This window comes from Lentzea cavernae, from assembly GCF_014653695.1.
Lineage (GTDB): Bacteria > Actinomycetota > Actinomycetes > Mycobacteriales > Pseudonocardiaceae > Lentzea > Lentzea cavernae.
The window spans coordinates 825,443-841,928 of record NZ_BNAR01000001.1 but is presented as its reverse complement, the minus strand read 5'-3'; the positions used below and the strand labels follow the sequence as shown (position 1 = coordinate 841,928).

The window sequence follows — 16,486 nt, the reverse complement described above, 5'->3', positions numbered from 1 at the left end:
ACCGGGATGAGGGCCACCGGTATCGGCAAGCGCTTTCACGCCGAGAGGTGTCAGGCGGGTTCGTAACCGAGGTTCGGGCGCAACCACTGCTCGACTTCCGCGAGCGGCTTGCCGTACCGGGTCGCGTAGTCCTGCACCTGGTCGCGGCCCAGTCGACCGACGGTGAAGTACTTCGCCTCGGGGTGCTGGAAGATCAGGCCGCTCACACTCGCCGCCGGGTTCATCGCAAACGATTCAGTGAGCGCGATCCCGATTTCCTCCGCGCCCAGCAGGTCGAACAGTTCGCGCTTCACCGTGTGGTCGGGGCAGGCCGGATAACCCAGCGCCGGCCGGATGCCGCGGAACTTCTCGGCGTGCAGGTCGGCCAGTTCCGGCTGCGCGTCCGGCTCGAACCAGTCGCGCCGCGCCCGCAGGTGGATCCACTCGGCGAACGCCTCGGCGAGCCTGTCCGCCAGCGCCTTCACCATGATGGCGCGGTAGTCGTCGTTCTGCGCCTCGTACTTCGCTGCCAGCTTCTCGGCGCCCAGGATCGTCACCGCGAAACCGCCGAGGTGGTCGCCCTGCGGCGCCACGTAGTCGGAGAGGCAGCGGTTCGGGCGTGACAGCGGCTTCTTGGTCTGCTGGCGCAGCATCGGGATTCGCACGCCGTTGTCGAGCAGGATGTCGTCGCCGTCGGAATGCGCGGGCCAGTATCCGTAGACGCCCTTTGCCTCGAACAGCTCACCGGCGACGATTTCGTCGAGCAACGTGGTCGCGTCGTCGTAGAGTTCGCGCGCGACCGGCTGGTCCAGGATCGCGGGGAACTTGCCTTTCAGTTCCCAGGCGAGGAACAGGAACGTCCAGTCGATGAACTCGCGCAGTTCACCGAGAGAAGGCGTCATCATGCGAGTTCCGGTGAATGCGGGCGCCGGCAATTCGGAGAAGTCGACCTTTTCCGAATTCGCCCGCGCGGCCTCCAGCTCCAGCAAAGGCACGGACTTGCGGTTCTCGTGCTGTTCGCGCAGCCGGGCCTGCTCGGCGCGGTTCGTGCGGTTCAGCTCGTGCGCGCGCCGGTCGTCGAGCAGGTCGGAGACGACGCCGACGACCCGGGACGCGTCGAGGACGTGGATGACCGGCTCGTCGAAGACCGGGGCGATCTTCACGGCGGTGTGCTGCCGGGAGGTCGTCGCCCCGCCGATCAGCAACGGCAGCTTCATGCCGCGCCGCTGCATCTCCTCGGCGACCGAGACCATCTCGTCCAGGGACGGCGTGATCAGGCCCGACAGGCCGATGACGTCGGCGTGCTCCTTGATCGCGGTGTCGAGGATCTTCGCGGCCGGCACCATCACACCGAGGTCGATCACCTCGTAGTTGTTGCAGCCCAGCACGACGCCGACGATGTTCTTGCCGATGTCGTGGACGTCGCCCTTGACCGTCGCGAGCACGACCTTGCCGTTGCCGCCGGCCGTGGCCTTCGGCTCGGCGTCCATGAACGGCTCCAGGTACGCGACCGCGCGCTTCATCACGCGGGCGCTCTTCACGACCTGGGGCAGGAACATCTTGCCCGCGCCGAACAGGTCGCCGACGACCTTCATGCCGTCCATCAGCGGGCCCTCGATGACGTCGAGGGGCCGGGGGAGGGCCTGGCGGGCCTCCTCGGTGTCGTCCTCGATGAAGTCGACGACGCCGTGCAGGATCGCGTGCTCCAGGCGCTTGCCGACCGGGGCCTCGCGCCACGACAGGTCGACGACGCGCTTCTGGCCGGGGCCCTTGACGGTCTCGGCGTGCGCGACGAGCCGGTCCGTCGCGTCCTCGCGGCGGTTGAAGATGACGTCCTCGACCAGTTCCAGCAGGTCGGCCTTGATGTCCTGGTAGACGACGAGCTGACCGGCGTTGACGATGCCCATGTCCAGACCCGCCCTGACGGCGTGGAACAGGAACGCCGAGTGCATGGCCTCGCGGACGACGTCGTTGCCGCGGAAGGAGAACGACAGGTTCGAGATGCCACCGCTGATGCGGACCCCGGGACATCGCTCCTTGATCCGCGGCAGGGCGTCGATGAACGCCTTGGCGTAGCCGTTGTGCTCCTCGATGCCGGTCGCGACCGCGAGGACGTTCGGGTCGAAGATGATGTCCTCGGCCGGGAACCCGGCCTTCCGCGTGAGCAGGTCGTAGGCGCGGCCGCAGATCTCGACCTTGCGGTCGGTCGTGTCGGCCTGGCCCTGCTCGTCGAACGCCATCACGACGACACCGGCGCCGTAGTCGCGGATCGTGCGGGCCTGCCGCAGGAACGGCTCCTCGCCCTCCTTGAGGCTGATCGAGTTGACCACGCCCTTGCCCTGCACGCACCGCAGACCGGCCTCGAGCACGGTCCAGCGGGAGCTGTCGATCATCACCGGGATGCGGGCGATCTCCGGCTCGGTCGCGATCAGGTTCAGGAACGTCGTCATCGCCTGCTCGCCGTCGAGCAGGTCGGCGTCCATGTTGACGTCGAGCAGGTTCGCGCCGCCGCGCACCTGGTCCAGCGCCACGGTGAGCGCGGCGTTGTGGTCGTCGGACTCGATCAGCCTGCGGAACTTGGCGGAGCCGGTGACGTTGGTGCGCTCACCGATCATCACGAACCCGGTGTCGGGGCCGATCTCGAACGTCTCCAGGCCGCTGTAGCGGGTGGTGTGCCGGGGCTGGACGACGGCGCGCGTCTCGATGCCCCTGACCGCGTCCGCGATGGCCTTGACGTGCGCGGGGGAGGTGCCACAGCAGCCGCCGACGACGTTGACGATGCCCTTGCCCGCGAAGTCCTGCAGCAGGGCGGCGGTCTCGTCGGGCGTCTGGTCGTAGCCGCCGAACGCGTTGGGCAGACCGGCGTTGGGGTGGCAGGCGACGTAGGTGTTCGCGAGCCGCGCCAGGTCGGCGACGTGCGGGCGCATCTCCTCGGCGCCCAGCGAGCAGTTCACGCCCACGACCAGCGGCTCGGCGTGCGCGATCGAGTCCCAGAACGCCTCGACGGTCTGGCCCGACAGCGTGCGGCCGGACAGGTCGACGATCGTCACCGAGATCCACAGCGGCAGGTCGGGCGCCACCTCGCGGGCCGCGGCGATGGCGGCCTTGCAGTTCAGGGTGTCGAAGATCGTCTCGATCAGCAGCAGGTCGACGCCGCCCTCGTGCAGAGCCGCGATCTGCTCCGCGTAGGAGGCCTTGACCTGCTCGAACGTGACCGCGCGGTAGGCGGGGTCCTCGACCTTGGGCGACAGGCTGAGGGTGACGTTGAGGGGACCGACGGAACCGGCGACGAACCGGCCGCCGAACTCGTCGGCGGCCTGGCGGGCGAGGCGCGCTCCGGCGAGGTTCATCTCGCGGACGCGGCTCTCGAGCCCGTAGTCGGCCTGGCCGATCGACGTGGCGGTGAACGTGTTGGTGGTCGTGATGTCCGCGCCCGCCGCCAGGTACTGCCGGTGCACGTCCAGCACCAGGTCGGGGCGGGTGAGGTTGAGCAGGTCCGGGTCGCCTGCGACGTCGGGCTCGTGGCCTGCGTACTCGTCGCCGTAGTAGTCGGCGGGGGAGAGCTTCGCCTGCTGGAACATCGTGCCCCAGGCGCCGTCCAGCACAGCGATCCGCTGGTCCAGAAGGGACTTGAGTCCACTCACGCGCGCTCCCGAAAAGTCGGAAGCGCCCTTTGTTCGTGGTGGAACGAATCCGAGCGTGGCAGGCGTGCGAGCCCGTTGCAGCGCTTCTCGGTTTCGCGTACAAGGCTACCAACTTCGACCATGGACCAGGAACCCGTCCCACTCCATAGGATGGTGCCGTGACCGGAAAACGCGCGTTGGTGCTGGGTGGCGGTGGTGTCACCGGAATCGCCTGGGAGACCGGAATTCTGCACGGACTGTCCGAACAGGGCGTCGACCTGACCGACGCCGACCTGTTCGTCGGGACGTCCGCGGGATCGGTGGTGGCCGCGGAGCTGGCGGGAGGCGCCGAGCTGGCGGGCCTCTACGCGGGCCAGCTCCTGCCGCCGGACGGGGAGATCCCGGCCCGGCTGACCCCGTGGATGCTCGTCAGGTACGCGCTTTCCTACGTGATGCCGGGAACCCCGGCGGCGAAGCGGGCCCGCCTCGGGCGCGCCGCGCTGAAGGCCAGCACACCCTCCGAGGAGTCGCGGCTCGCGGTGTTCGACAGCCGGTTGTCCACGAAGGACTGGCCGGAGCGCCTGCTCAAGGTCACCGCCGTGGACACCGCGACCGGGAAGTTCGTGGCGTTCGACCGCGACAGCGGGGTGCCGCTGGTGAAGGCGGTCGCGTCGAGCTGCGCCGTGCCGCTGGTGTGGCCGCCGGTCAGCATCAACGGCAACCGGTACATGGACGGCGGCATGCGGTCCGTGGCGAACGTCGACCTCGCGGCCGGGTACGACCGAGTCGTGGTCATCGCGCCGTTGACGCGGTCGGCCAGCCCTGCTGCGACGCCGGGCGCGCAGGCCGCGAAGCTCGGCGTGCCGTCGATCGTGATCAGTCCGGACGGCGCCGCCCTGGAGTCCATCGGCACGAACCTGCTGGACCCGGCCCGGCGCAAGCCCGCCGCCGAGGCAGGACGGGCGCAGGCCGCGTCCGTCGCCGAGGCGGTGGGAAAGGTCTGGAACTAGCGCTGGTCACCGGATGTCGACCGGACAAGTGGTTCGTACCTCTTGTCCGGAGTTGACCGTCCAGCCTATGGTCACGCCTGCCCTTTTAGGCAGGTTTGTTAACCATTGGTTGGAGGTGGTCGTGGACAGACGATCGGCGTTGGCTGCGGTGAGCGCGGCCGGACTCGTGTTGGGTCTCCTGGTGGCGGGGACGACCAGCGCGACGGCCGCGGATCCCCTGGTCTCGCAGGGCAAGGGGGTGACGGCGTCCTCGGTCGAGGGTGCCGGGCTGGAGGCGGCGAAGGCCGTCGACGGCAGCACGACGACCAGGTGGGCCTCGCTGGAGGGGCGCGACCAGGAGTGGATCCGCGTCGACCTCGGTTCGGCGCACTCGGTCAGCCGGGTGCGTCTCAACTGGGAGGCCGCGTACGCCAGGGGTTACCGCGTGCAGACCTCCCCCGACGACTCGGCGTGGACGGACGTGTTCTCGACGAGCGCCGGTGACGGTGGCGTCGACGACCTCACCGTGTCCGGTTCCGGCCGGTACGTGCGGGTCCTCGGCACGGCCCGCGGCACCGAGTGGGGCTACTCCCTGTGGGAGCTCGAGGTCTACGGCGTGGTGGGCGGTGCTCCGCCGACCACGACCACGACGACCACCCCGCCGTCGAACGGTCTCGGCTACGCGTTCGGCAGCCGGAAGACCCCGTACGCGTCGGGCGTTCTGCGCCCGTCGGGCAGCACGTCCACTGTGGACGCGGCAGTGGTCGACTACTACCAGCGCTGGAAGTCCGCGTTCGTCCGGCAGAACTGCGGCAACGGCTGGTACCAGGTGATCTCGCCCGACGCCGACCACCCGTACGTGGCCGAGGCGCAGGGCTACGGCATGGTCGTCGTCGCCACGATGGCGGGCGCCGACCCGGACGCCCGCAAGATCTTCGACGGGCTGGTGAAGTGGAAGATCGACCACCCGTCGTCGATCAACCCGGACCTGCTCGCGGCCGAGCAGGACGTGAACTGCCGCAGCGTCAACGGCGGTGACGGCGCCACGGACGGCGACATGGACGTGGCCTACGGGCTGCTGCTCGCCGACAGGCAGTGGGGCAGCACGGGCACGTACGACTACAAGCAGCTGGCGATCCGGCACGTCAACGCGATCAAGGCCAGCGAGGTCAACCCGCAGACCAACCTGCTCAAGCTGGGCGACTGGTCCAGCGCGGGCGACCAGTACTACTACCTCTCGCGGTCGTCGGACTGGATGGCCGACCACTTCCGGGCGTTCCGGAAGGCGACGGGGGACGGGGCGTGGGACACGATCCGCACCGCGCACCAGAACCTGATCTCCACGCTGCAGCAGAACTTCGCCCCGGGCACCGGTCTGCTGCCGGACTTCGTGGAGAACACGAACTCCTCGCCGCGCCCGCCGGCCGGGCAGGTGCTGGAGAGCGTGAACGACGGCAAGTACTACTGGAACGCCTGCCGCGTGCCGTGGCGCATCGGCGCGGACGCGGTGACCAGTGGCGACTCCTCGTCGCTGAACGCGGCCCGCAAGCTCAACACGTGGGTCAAGTCCAAGACGGGCGGCAACCCGGACAACATCGCCATGGGCTACCAGCTCAACGGCACGCAGATCTCCGGTGGCAGCGCCGCCGCGTTCTTCGCGCCGTTCGCGGTCGTGGCCGCGACCGATCCCGGCAGCCAAGCGTGGCTGGACGCGTTGTGGAACAAGATGCTGCGAACGCCGATCGACGGCGGCAGCTACTTCTCCGCGAGCATCCAGCTGCAGGTGATGATCACGGTGACCGGCAACCACTGGGTGCCGTAGCCGGGTGTTCCCGTCCCTGGGGCGCGTGCTCCGGGGACGGGAACACCGCTGTCACAGGCGTTGGCGGAACCACCGGCGGACCAGGCTGATCGTCACGGCGAGCATCACCAGGTAGGTGACCGCCCTGACGAGGTCGGCGGAACTGCCCTCGTTCCCGGTGTACGCCGAGGCGCCGTAGACGAAGAAGGCCACGTCCGCGGCGATCATCACCAGGGCGGCCCAGCCGGTGAACGTGCGCATCCGCGCGTGGATGATGGTGCGGTTGTCCTGCCGCACGGTCATCTTCTTGCCCTGGTTCGCGAAGACGTTGCCGCCGTAGCTCGCGATGTTGTGCTGCTGCGGCCCCTGCTGCGGGCCGTTCGGGTAGGTCATCGGCGGTCCCCGGGGTTCTGGTTGATGGTGAAGGCGCCGCCCTGGTTCGCGTAGACGTTGCCGCCGTGGGTCGCGGTGTTGTGCTGCACCGGTCCTGACGTGGCCGCGGCCGGAGGAGCGGGCGGGGCGTGGTCGCCGCCCTCCAGGTTCGCGATCAGGCCGCGCACGTCGGACTCGAACGTCCGGTGCCTCACCTGCCAGTACATGGAGAGGCTGAGCAGCGCGATGTCATTCGGAAGCAGCGCGGGGTCGGGCAGCGGGGTGCCGTCGAGCAGCACCGGCACCACCGGCATCTCCCGCTGGAACGCCATCCGCAGCTCCGTCCGCACCCAGTCGCGTTCGTCGTCCAGGCAGCGCACGTCGTTCTTGTCGCGGATGGTCAGCCACGACGGGCCGATCACGGCGAGCACCACGTCGGAGCGTTCCAGTTCGCGCCGGATCCGCCGCGGGTAGACGGACCCCAGCGGCAGCGAGTCCCTGTCCCGGAACACGTTGTCCTGCCCGTAGTGCTGGGCGAGCCGGCCGGCGATCGCCGCCGTCGCGTGGACGCTGTCCTTGATCCGGTAGCTCAGGAAGATTCGGCGCACGGTCTCCACATCGAATGCTCCGAGAGGTGTGTTAACGGAAATAGTGGACAGCTTGTGGACGTTGCGGGGTTGACCTTGACCCTGGGTCAGGGTTGGAGGCTCTGCGGCATGGACAACGACTTCATCGCCGAGACCGCTGCTCGCTTCGACATCCCCGGAGCCGCCGTCGGCGTCTTCCACGACGGGCGGGAGCACTTCCACTGCCACGGCGTGACCAGTCTCGAGAACCCGTTGCCGGTCAACGAGGACACGCTGTTCCTGCTCGGTTCGGTCACCAAGACCTACACCGCCACGGCGATCATGCGCCTGGTGGCGCAGGGCCGGATGTCCCTGGACTCCCCGGTGCGCGAGCACGTGCCGGAGCTGCGGCTGGCGGACGACCGCTCGTTCACCGTGCGGCAGCTGCTGAACCACACGTCCGGGCTCGACTGGGGCACGATGAGCGACAGCGGTGAGGGCGACGACGCGCTGGCCCGCCACGTGGACGGGCTCGCCGGTCTGAAGCTGGTCGCGGCGGTCGGGGAGCGCCCGTCGTACAGCCAGTCCGGGTTCAACCTGGCGGGGCGGATCATCGAGAACGTCACCGGGCAGACCTACGAGCAGGCGATCACGACGTTGCTGCTGGAACCGCTCGGACTGGGCGACACGCACTTCGACCGGGACGCGGTGATGACGCGCCGGTTCGCGGTGGGGCACGAGAAGGGCGAGGTCGCCCGGCCGTGGCGGCACTGGCGTGCCAACAACCCTGGAGGCGGCATCGCGGCGTCCGTCGCGGACGTGCTGCGGTGGGCGCGGTTCCACCTGGGCGACAACGGACTCGAGGAGATGCGGCGGCCCACGGCGGTGTTGCGCGGCAGCAACCTCGGCGACGCGATCGGCGTCAGCTGGTTCCTGCGCGAGATCGACGGCGTGCAGGCGATCGGGCACGGCGGTTCGTCCAACGGGCAGTTCGCGGAGATGCTGATCGTGCCGTCGCGGAACTTCGCGGTGGTGTCGGTCGCGAACCAGGGTCCGGACGGAATCCCGTTCAACCAGGCGGTGGTGCGGGCGGCGCTGGAGGACTTCCTCGGCGTGCTGGACCGCGACCCGGAGCCGTTGCAGTACAACGCTTCGGCGGCCTCGGAGGTCGCGGGCGGGTACGAGAACGACGCGATGGTGATGACCATCGACGACACCGGTTCGGGGCTGGTGCTGGAAGTGCTGATCCGGCCGGAGATCCGGGAGTCCGCGGAGGTGGACCTGCCGGCCGACCACGCGCCGTTCCCGGTGGGGCTGCTGCCGCGCGACGAGTACATGATCACGTCCGGTGCCTTCGCCGGGCAGCGCGGGTTCTTCACGCGGGACGCGGCCGGCGCGATCATCGGAGTCGATCTCGCCGGACGGATGTTCGGCCGGGTGCGATGATGCCGCTGTGATCACGATCGGCCAGCTCGCCCGGTACGCGGGCGTCACGATCAAGGCGGTGCGGCACTACCACAAGGTGGGGTTGCTGGCGGAGCCCGAGCGCGACCACTCCGGCTACCGGCGCTACACCGCCCAGGACGCCGTCGACCTGGTCAAGATCCGCACTCTCGCCGGGGCCGGGGTGCCGCTCGCCCGCGTGAAGGACCTCCTCGTGGCGGGGGAGGACGAGTTCGCCGCGGCGATCACCGAGATCGACGAGGCGTTGCGCCGCCGCGAGGAGGAGATCCGGCTCGCGCGGGACCGGGTGGTGCGGTTGCGGGCCGGCAGCGCGTTGTTCGTGACGCCCGAGGTCGTCACCATGCTGGACCTGTTGCGGGAGCTCGGGGTCAGCGAGCGGGGTGTTCGGGTGGAACGCGAGGTCTGGGTGCTGATGCAGGCCGTCGCACCCGGCGAGGCCGCCGCGTGGCTCGCGGACAAGGTGGAGTCGCTGGCCGACCCCGAGTTCCGGCGGATCTACCTCGCCCACGACGAGGCCTTCGGCTTCGCGCCGGACGACCCCCGGCTGCCCGCCCTGGCGGAGCGCACGGCCGCGTGGCTGTCGGGCCGGCCCCCGGTGCCGGTGGTGGATCCGGAGATCAGCGCGCTTGCGTTGGAAGCGGCCGGCGCCTCCTCGCCCGCCTGGGACGCGATGCGCCGGCACGGCCCGGGCTCGCCGCGGCGGACATGAGGTCTCCTTCGTTCCACTCGAGTTCCGCTCGAGGGTGTTCGTCCTACGATCGGACCCATGGGCGGGCGGCAGTTGCTGTACTACAACCACGCCTGGGGCACGCTCGACCGCGCCACGGCGGACGCGATCGAGCACTCGGGTTACGTCGGGGAGTTCGCGGACTTCGAGGTGCGCACCACGAGCGGTGCGGACGGCAAGGTCTGGACGGGGCGCTACCTGCGCGGCCGCGAGACCTACCTGGAGATCTTCGGGCAGGGTGACGTGCCGGGCCGGGACGGTGAGCCGGGTTCCGCGGGCCTCGGGCTCTCGACCGAGCGCGACGGGGACGTCGAGGAGCTCAAGACCCGGTTGCGCGACGCGGGCGTGCAGCCGATCGACTTCCTGCAGACCCGCGACTTCGGCGACGGCAGACCCGTGCCGTGGTTCGACGCGGTGCTCCTGGTCGAGGAGTACGAGAGGTTCGGCGCCTGGGCCATGGAGTACCGCGACGAGTACCTCGACGACCCGCGCGGCGGGGCGGGACCCGCGAAGTTCCCCGGCGACGTCACACGCGAGCGGTACCTGCCGGACGTGTACGCGGACAAGCTGATGCGCGACGTCACTTTCGTCCACGTCGCCGTCACGGCCACCGACCTCGCGCACACCGTGCCGCTGCTGCGCGCGGGAGGGTGCGCGCCGCGGACCGAGGGGGACTCGGTCGTGGCGGCGTGCGGTGGCACCACGATCCGGTTCGAGGAGGTGCCGATCGGGCTCACGGGGCTCCGGCGGGCCGAGTTCGAGCTGAACCGCCCGGTGACGCGGCACGTCGAGCGGCTCGGCACGTCCACGCTGGTCGTGGGGCCGGGCGAGCGCGCGGTCTGGACTTTCTGACACCCTGGTCCGAACGGATCAACGAACGGGGTGTCGGGCGGGTGTCGCTGGTCGGACGGGATCGGGAACGGGAACGGCTGGCCGCGCTGGCGGAGTCGGGCGGCGCGCTGCAGGTCGTCGGCGAGCCGGGTGCCGGCAAGTCGGCGCTGCTGTCCTGCCTCGACGGTCACCTGGTCGTCGGCGTCGAGGCCGAGGCCGGGCTGCCGCACGCCGGGCTGCACCAGGTGTTGCACCCGTTCCTGTCCACTTCGTCCGGTGTGCGGCGCGCGGCGCTGGACGTCGTGTTCGGACTCTCCGACGGTCCCGTGCCCCCGGTGCACCTGGTCGAGCTCGCCGCGCTGGAGGTGCTGGACGCGGCGCGGGCCGTCGTGCTGGTCGACGACGCGCACTGGCTGGACCGCGAGAGCCAGGACGTCCTCGGTTTCGTGGCGCGCAGGCTCACCGGCGGTGTGCTGGTCGCGACGGCACGGACGCCCGTGTTCGCGGGCGTGCCGGCACTGTCGTTGGAGCCTTTGGCCTCGGACGACGCTCTCGCGCTTCTCGACGCGGTGGCGCCCGGCCTGGACGGGGAACGCCGCTCGCGGGTGCTCGCCCAGGCGGCCGGGAACCCGTTGGCGCTCACCGAACTCCCGTTCGGCGGCACCTCCCTGGAGGAGACCTTCGCCGCCCGTGCCGCCGCGCTGCCCGCCGACGTGCGCTCGGCGTTGCTCGTGCTGGCCCTCGGCGGCGCTCCCGAGGCGGACCTCGCGCCCGCCGTGGAGGCCAGGCTGGTCGACCGGGACGGCGCCTTCCGGCACCCGTTGATCAGGTCGGCGATCGTCGGCGCGGCGGGCGTGGTGGAACGCCAGGAGGCGCACCGCCGCCTCGCCTTCGTGACGGACCACCCCGACCGGCGTGCCTGGCACCTCGCGGGCGCCGCGACCGGGCCTGACGAGAACGTGGCCTGCCTGCTGGAGAAGACGGCCGACCGGGCGTTGCTGCGCGGTGGTGCGTCCGCCGCGGTGAGCGCGTTGGAACGATCCGCGCTCCTGGGCGACGGTGACCAGCGCGCCCGGCGGTTGCTGCGAGCGGCCGAACTGGCGGCTGAGGCCGGGCGGCGCGAGGACGTCGAGAGGATCCTCCTGGACGTGCGCGGCCTCGACCTCACGGTCCGGGAGCGTGCGCTCGTGACGTGGCTGCCCACGACGTTCGACGACGGAGTGGGCGTGGCGGGCGCGGGCGAACTGGTCGGACTGGCCGAATCCGTGGTGGCCGGCGGCGACGTCGAGCTCGGGATGCGGATCTTCTGGAGCGTCGCGATGCGCTGCTTCTGGGTGGAACCGGGACCGGCCGTCCGGGAGCGGATCGCGGCGGTCTCCCGCAGGCTGCCGATCGACCCCGGCGACCCGCGCATGCTCGCGATGACGGCCTACGTGTGCCCGGTGCAGCAGGGCGACGCGGTGGTGGCCGGGCTGAGCGCGGTCCACGACGACGACCCGGCCACGCTCCGCCTGCTCGGCAGCGCCGCCCTGCAGGTGGGCGCGTTCGCCGACTCCGTGCGGTTCTCCCTCGCCGCACAGCGGGGATTCCGCGCGCAGGGCCGGTTCGGACTCCTGGCCCGAGCCCTGGCCGTCGAGGCCTGGAGCCGCACCCGCCTCGGTGACATCGCCGCCGCGGAGCCCGTCGCCGCCGAGGCCGCCCACCTCGCCGAGGAGACCGGTCAGCCGTACATGCACGGACTGGCGATCGCCGTGCAGGCCGAGATCGCGGCCCTGCGCGGCGACCACGAGACCGCGTCCGAGCGAGCCGCCACCGCCGAACGCATCGGCCTGGCCGCAGGCGCACGCCCCGTCCTGGCGACCGTGCAGCTGGCCAGGTCGCTCGCCGCGCTGGGCGAGGGCCGCTACGCCGACGCGTTCGCCGCCGTCCGCCGCGTCCACGATCCCGCCGACCCCGCCTACCAACTGGCCCTGCGCCGCTACGTGCTGCCCGAACTGGTGGAGTCCGCCACCCGCGGCGGCCACACCGACGAGGCGCGCAAGATCGTGGAGGAACTGGACACCGCCACGGCCTCACCCGCCCTGGCCGCCGGCCTGCGGTACGCGCGGGCCCTGCTGGCGCAGGACGACGAAGCCGAGGCGGTGTACGAAGCGGCCCTCGACGCCCGGAACTCGCCCTGGGACCGCGCGCGTGTGCAGCTGGCGTTCGGCTCGTGGTTGCGCCGTCAGCGCCGGGCGGCCCAGGCCAGGCCGCACCTCAAGGCGGCGGCGGAGGCGTTCGAGGCGTTCGGCACCGGGTGCTGGGCGGACCGGGCCCGCGAGGAACTGCGGGCGTCCGGTGAGTCGCGGGGCGGTGGTGGCGAGCTGACCGAGCACGAGCTGACGATCGCGCGGATGGCCGCGGACGGGCTCACCAACAAGGAGATCGGGGAGCGGCTGCACCTGTCGCACCGGACGGTGAGCACGCACCTGCACCGGATCTTCCCCAAGCTGGGGGTCACGGCACGTGCGGAGCTGCGGCAGGCGTTGGCGGACTAGCGGTGCCGGGACGTGGTGACGTATCCCGGCACCGTCACCTGACGCTCGCGAGCCCGGCCGCGGCACCCCTAGCGTCAGCCCCATGATCAGCAGGCGACAGTTCTCCCAGGCGCTGGCCGTGGCCGGCCTCGCGGCACCCCTCGTCACCGCGACCGCCCACGCCTCCCAGCCGGCCTGGGGCCCGGTCAAGCAGGTCAGGGCCGGCCTGCTGGACGTCGGCTACGTGGAGATCGGCCCGGCGGACGGTCCCGTCACGATCCTGCTGCACGGCTGGCCGTACGACGTCCACAGCTTCGTCGACGTGGCACCGGCCCTGGCGGCGAAGGGGCACCGGGTGCTCATCCCGTACCTGCGCGGCTACGGCCCGACCCGGTTCCTGCACGCGCACACCCAGCGCAACGGCCAGCAGTCCGCCATCGCCGCCGACGTCATCGCGTTCATGGACGCGCTGAAGATCCGCAAGGCGACCGTGGCCGGGTTCGACTGGGGCGCGCGGACCGCCTGCATCACCGCGGCGCTGTGGCCGGAACGGGTCACGGCTCTCGTGTCGGTGAGCGGGTACCTGGTGGTCAACCTGGCGCAGAACCAGGAACCGCTGTCACCGCAGGCCGAACTCGGCTGGTGGTACCAGTACTACTTCGCGACGGAGCGCGGGGTGAAGGGCTACGAGCAGAACTCCTACGAGTTCAACAAGCTCATCTGGAAGCTGGCCTCGCCGCAGTGGAACTTCGACGAGGCCACCTACGCCCAGAGCGCCGCGGCCTGGAAGAACCCCGACCACGTCGCGATCGTCGTCCACAACTACCGCTGGCGCCTGCGGCTCGCGCAGGGCGAGCACCGCTACGACGGGCTCGAGCGCAGGCTGCAGGCCAAGCCGGTGATCAGCGTCCCCACCATCACGATCGCCAGCGACTTCGACGGACCCAACAAGGACGGAATGGCGTACCGCAAGCAGTTCAGCGGCCGCTACGAGCACCGGATCCTCGACGGCATCGGGCACAACGTGCCGCAGGAGGCCCCGGCGGCGTTCACCGAGGCCGTGCTCGACATCAGCTCGGGGGCGTGAGGATCCCGCCTGCGGACGTGCGGATGCGCAGCGAGGAGGTCCGCGCGTCCCGCACGATCCGGTCGACGTCGTAGGCCACCAGGCGGCCGCCGCGCTTGACGATCCGGCCGTCGGAGAAGACCGTGTCGACGTTGGCCGCGGTCGCCGCCTGCACGAGTGTTGTCTCGAACAACCCGCCCGGCGCGAGGTTGATGTCGTTGGCGCGCACGAGGATCACGTCCGCGCGCTTGCCGGCGGTGATCGACCCGGTGACGTCGCCGAGGCCGAGCGCGCGGGCGCCGTTCAGGGTCGCCATCTGCAGCACGTCGCGGAACCCGACCTCGGGCAGGCCGGCGGAAGGCGTGCCGGCCCAGGGGATCCCGGTGTTCCAGACGAGCCTCATCGCCTCGAACATGTCCGACGGCGCGATGGAGGTGGCGTCCGACGACAGCGACACCGGCACCCCGGCCCTGCGGAACCGCAGCAGCGCGTCCCGCGGATCGCCGGCGGTCCCGAGCCGGAACTCCGAGTGCGGGGACCAGGACAGCGGTGTGCCGGTCCGCGCCATGATCTCCATGTCGCTGTCGGAAGCCGTGACGTAGTGGCACAGCAACGTCCTGGGCCCGAGCCAGCCCCGCCGTTCGTAGTCCGCCGCGTCCACGATCCGGGGCGGTGCCTGGCCCGCGTGGATCGCGACCGGCAGACCGCGGCCCACCACGGCGTCCATGTCCGCGAAGAACGCGGGCTCGGCGCTCTGCGACAGACCGCGCACGGCCACACCGAGGTGCACCAGCCCGTCGAACGCCGTGCCGCCCGCGAAGTACTGCTGCCGCACGCGATCCACGTCGGTGAAGTCCATCGGCGCGTCCCGCGACATCTGGTCGACGTGGCCGTAGGAGAACCGTGCGCGCAGCAGACCGTCGCGGTGCGCACGGAGTTCCGCGTCGGCGTGCGCGGGGGAGCGGGTGTTGTTCGACCAGTTGTGCACGGTGGTCACGCCCGCGTTCGCCAGTTCCGCGAGCCCGAGCAGCACGCTGCGGTAGACGTCCTCGGCCGAGTACAGCGTGGAGGTCGCCCGCTTCGCCGCGAAGTACGGGAAGCCGTCGGCCACGAAGTTGCGGCCCAGCGCGCTCCACATGTGGAAGTGGGTGTTGACGAAACCGGGCATGACGATCATGTCCGAGGCGTCGACGACCTTGGCGCCCCGCGCGGTCACCTCACGCCCGACCGCGACGATCCTGCCGTCGTCGACCAGGACGTCCGCGCGCGGTAAGACCCCCAGCGCGGGATCCGCGGTGACCACGGCGCCGTTGCGGATCAGGTACCGGTTCCGGCGTGTGTCCGAGGTCGTGTCGGCGCTCGCGACACCACCGGTGGCGGTCGCGGCCAGTGCCACGCCGAGGGATTTGGTGAGGGTCCGTCGGTTGATCATGCGGCCTCCAAAGGCAGGGGTGCCGCCATGCTCACCCAGCTCAGCGCGCCTGGTCCAGTGGCCGCAGGTACTTCATCGAGTTCGTGGTGAGGGCGTCGATCTGAGGCCGCGCGGCCTCCAGCCGGGTGGCCTCGCTCGCCTGGCGGCCGATGATCTCGTCCACGTTGGAGGCCTGCACCAGCAGACCGGGCGCCACGAACCAGCCCTCGGGCAGGGCCCTGCCGCTCTTGGCGTGCTGCGCGAGCATCCACCCGGCCACCGCGCCCTTGAGGAAGTGCTCGGCGGAGATCGTCGCGAACAGGTGGCCCTCCTTGACGCCCTGCAACGCCTTCGGGTCGATGCTGAACGCCGCTGCCAGCCACTTCGCGTTCTTCTCCGCGTGCACGGCCGCGAGGTTGATCGCGTCCACGTCACCGGCGCCCAGCAGCGCGAGGGCGTCCGGGTTCGCGTCGGCGAGCCGCTGCCAGGTCGCGAGGTTCGTCGTGAGGTCGCGGCCGGTGTCGAGCGGGCCGATGACCTGCAGCTTCGGCAGCCGTTCCGCGAGACGGGCCCGCATCCCCAGCACCCGCTGGTCGAGCGCGGGCATGGCGGGGGAGTTGCTGCCGATCACGATCTTGCCCGTGGTGTCCGCCGGCAACCGGTCGGCCGCCGCGTCCGCGAGGAGCGTGCCGAGCTCGAAGCCGTCGTTCTCGATCATGAGCTTGACGCCGCTGCCCGGCGCGACTTGGCCGCCGGCGACCGCCATCACCGGGATGCCCTCCCCGATGACCTGGGCCATCGGCTCCGCCACGATCTCCGGCGCGACCGCCGACACGCCGATGCCCGCCTTGGCCCGCGTGGCGAGGTCCTTCAGCAGTTCGACCTGCTTGAGACCGTCGTGCGTGTCCGGTCCGGTGATCTCGGCCCTGACCCCGCCCGCGATCGACACGCCGGCGCGGAAACCCTCGCTCATCTCCTTGGAGAAGTCGCGGCTGTTGTTCTGCGCGAGGAACCCGATTGTGGGCGGGTCATCGGACGTCTTGGCAGCCCCGCATCCGCTCACCCCCGCCACCGCGAGCAAAACCGCAGGCAGGAAGGCACGGACAGCGCGAACCATGGAGAAGACCCATCAGTCGATCCG

At 70.8% G+C, this 16,486-nt stretch carries 12 protein-coding genes; 7 read left to right on the top strand and 5 right to left on the bottom strand.

Annotation, left to right across the window (positions count from 1 at the left end):
- Positions 1–50 precede the first annotated feature (50 nt).
- Complete coding sequence (metH, locus tag IE307_RS03760) at positions 51–3,623, bottom strand: methionine synthase (RefSeq protein ID WP_191295996.1); 3,573 nt, start codon at positions 3,621–3,623, stop codon at positions 51–53.
- Between the two features lie 158 nt (positions 3,624–3,781).
- Here metH and IE307_RS03755 point away from each other — a divergent pair, with 158 nt between their 5' ends.
- Together IE307_RS03755 and IE307_RS03750 are read left to right on the top strand one after the other, a co-directional pair.
- Entirely contained in the window at positions 3,782–4,612 is an 831-nt protein-coding gene (locus tag IE307_RS03755) for a patatin-like phospholipase family protein (protein ID WP_191295995.1), read from the top strand.
- Between the two features lie 121 nt (positions 4,613–4,733).
- The gene (locus tag IE307_RS03750; RefSeq protein ID WP_229904348.1) at positions 4,734–6,413 is read left to right on the top strand and encodes a glycosyl hydrolase family 8; all 1,680 of its coding nucleotides are present in this window, start codon (positions 4,734–4,736) and stop codon (positions 6,411–6,413) included.
- Between the two features lie 51 nt (positions 6,414–6,464).
- On the opposite strand, the gene IE307_RS03745 is transcribed toward IE307_RS03750, so the two are convergent.
- Together IE307_RS03745 and IE307_RS03740 are read right to left on the bottom strand one after the other, a co-directional pair.
- Positions 6,465–6,785 carry a hypothetical protein gene (locus IE307_RS03745; protein WP_191295993.1) on the bottom strand — a complete coding sequence of 107 codons (321 nt, stop codon included), beginning with the start codon at positions 6,783–6,785 and terminating at the stop codon, positions 6,465–6,467.
- Positions 6,782–7,372 carry a toll/interleukin-1 receptor domain-containing protein gene (locus IE307_RS03740; RefSeq protein ID WP_191295992.1) on the bottom strand — a complete coding sequence of 197 codons (591 nt, stop codon included), beginning with the start codon at positions 7,370–7,372 and terminating at the stop codon, positions 6,782–6,784. The genes IE307_RS03745 and IE307_RS03740 overlap by 4 nt, the downstream gene beginning before the upstream one ends.
- 108 nt (positions 7,373–7,480) lie before the next feature.
- On the opposite strand from IE307_RS03740, the gene IE307_RS03735 reads away from it, so the two are divergent.
- The 5 genes from IE307_RS03735 (at position 7,481) to IE307_RS03715 (ending at position 13,955) form a co-directional block, all read left to right on the top strand.
- Positions 7,481–8,776, top strand: a complete 1,296-nt coding sequence (locus IE307_RS03735) for a serine hydrolase domain-containing protein (protein WP_191295991.1) — start codon at positions 7,481–7,483, stop codon at positions 8,774–8,776.
- Positions 8,777–8,783: 7 nt separating this feature from the next.
- Positions 8,784–9,503 carry a MerR family transcriptional regulator gene (locus IE307_RS03730; protein ID WP_191295990.1) on the top strand — a complete coding sequence of 240 codons (720 nt, stop codon included), beginning with the start codon at positions 8,784–8,786 and terminating at the stop codon, positions 9,501–9,503.
- A gap of 57 nt (positions 9,504–9,560) precedes the next feature.
- Positions 9,561–10,373, top strand: a complete 813-nt coding sequence (locus IE307_RS03725; protein ID WP_191295989.1) for a DUF5829 family protein — start codon at positions 9,561–9,563, stop codon at positions 10,371–10,373.
- A gap of 41 nt (positions 10,374–10,414) precedes the next feature.
- Positions 10,415–12,889: a helix-turn-helix transcriptional regulator gene (locus tag IE307_RS03720; RefSeq protein WP_191295988.1), complete on the top strand. Its 2,475-nt coding sequence runs from the start codon at positions 10,415–10,417 to the stop codon at positions 12,887–12,889.
- Between the two features lie 82 nt (positions 12,890–12,971).
- Positions 12,972–13,955: an alpha/beta fold hydrolase gene (locus tag IE307_RS03715; RefSeq protein ID WP_191295987.1), complete on the top strand. Its 984-nt coding sequence runs from the start codon at positions 12,972–12,974 to the stop codon at positions 13,953–13,955.
- Here the strand turns inward: IE307_RS03715 and IE307_RS03710 are convergent.
- Both IE307_RS03710 and IE307_RS03705 read right to left on the bottom strand, forming a co-directional pair.
- Positions 13,939–15,366: an amidohydrolase family protein gene (locus tag IE307_RS03710; protein WP_191295986.1), complete on the bottom strand. Its 1,428-nt coding sequence runs from the start codon at positions 15,364–15,366 to the stop codon at positions 13,939–13,941. The two genes, IE307_RS03715 and IE307_RS03710, sit on opposite strands and share 17 nt — an antisense overlap.
- A gap of 40 nt (positions 15,367–15,406) precedes the next feature.
- Positions 15,407–16,408: a sugar ABC transporter substrate-binding protein gene (locus tag IE307_RS03705; protein WP_191295985.1), complete on the bottom strand. Its 1,002-nt coding sequence runs from the start codon at positions 16,406–16,408 to the stop codon at positions 15,407–15,409.
- Positions 16,409–16,486: the final 78 nt, after the last annotated feature.

Coding starts and splice junctions, on each gene's coding strand:
- IE307_RS03735 (WP_191295991.1), top strand. CDS start 7,481: ATGGACAACGACTTCATCGCCGAGACCGCTGCTCGCTTCGACATCCCC.
- IE307_RS03745 (WP_191295993.1), bottom strand. CDS start 6,785: ATGACCTACCCGAACGGCCCGCAGCAGGGGCCGCAGCAGCACAACATC.
- IE307_RS03710 (WP_191295986.1), bottom strand. CDS start 15,366: ATGATCAACCGACGGACCCTCACCAAATCCCTCGGCGTGGCACTGGCC.
- IE307_RS03725 (WP_191295989.1), top strand. CDS start 9,561: ATGGGCGGGCGGCAGTTGCTGTACTACAACCACGCCTGGGGCACGCTC.
- IE307_RS03715 (WP_191295987.1), top strand. CDS start 12,972: ATGATCAGCAGGCGACAGTTCTCCCAGGCGCTGGCCGTGGCCGGCCTC.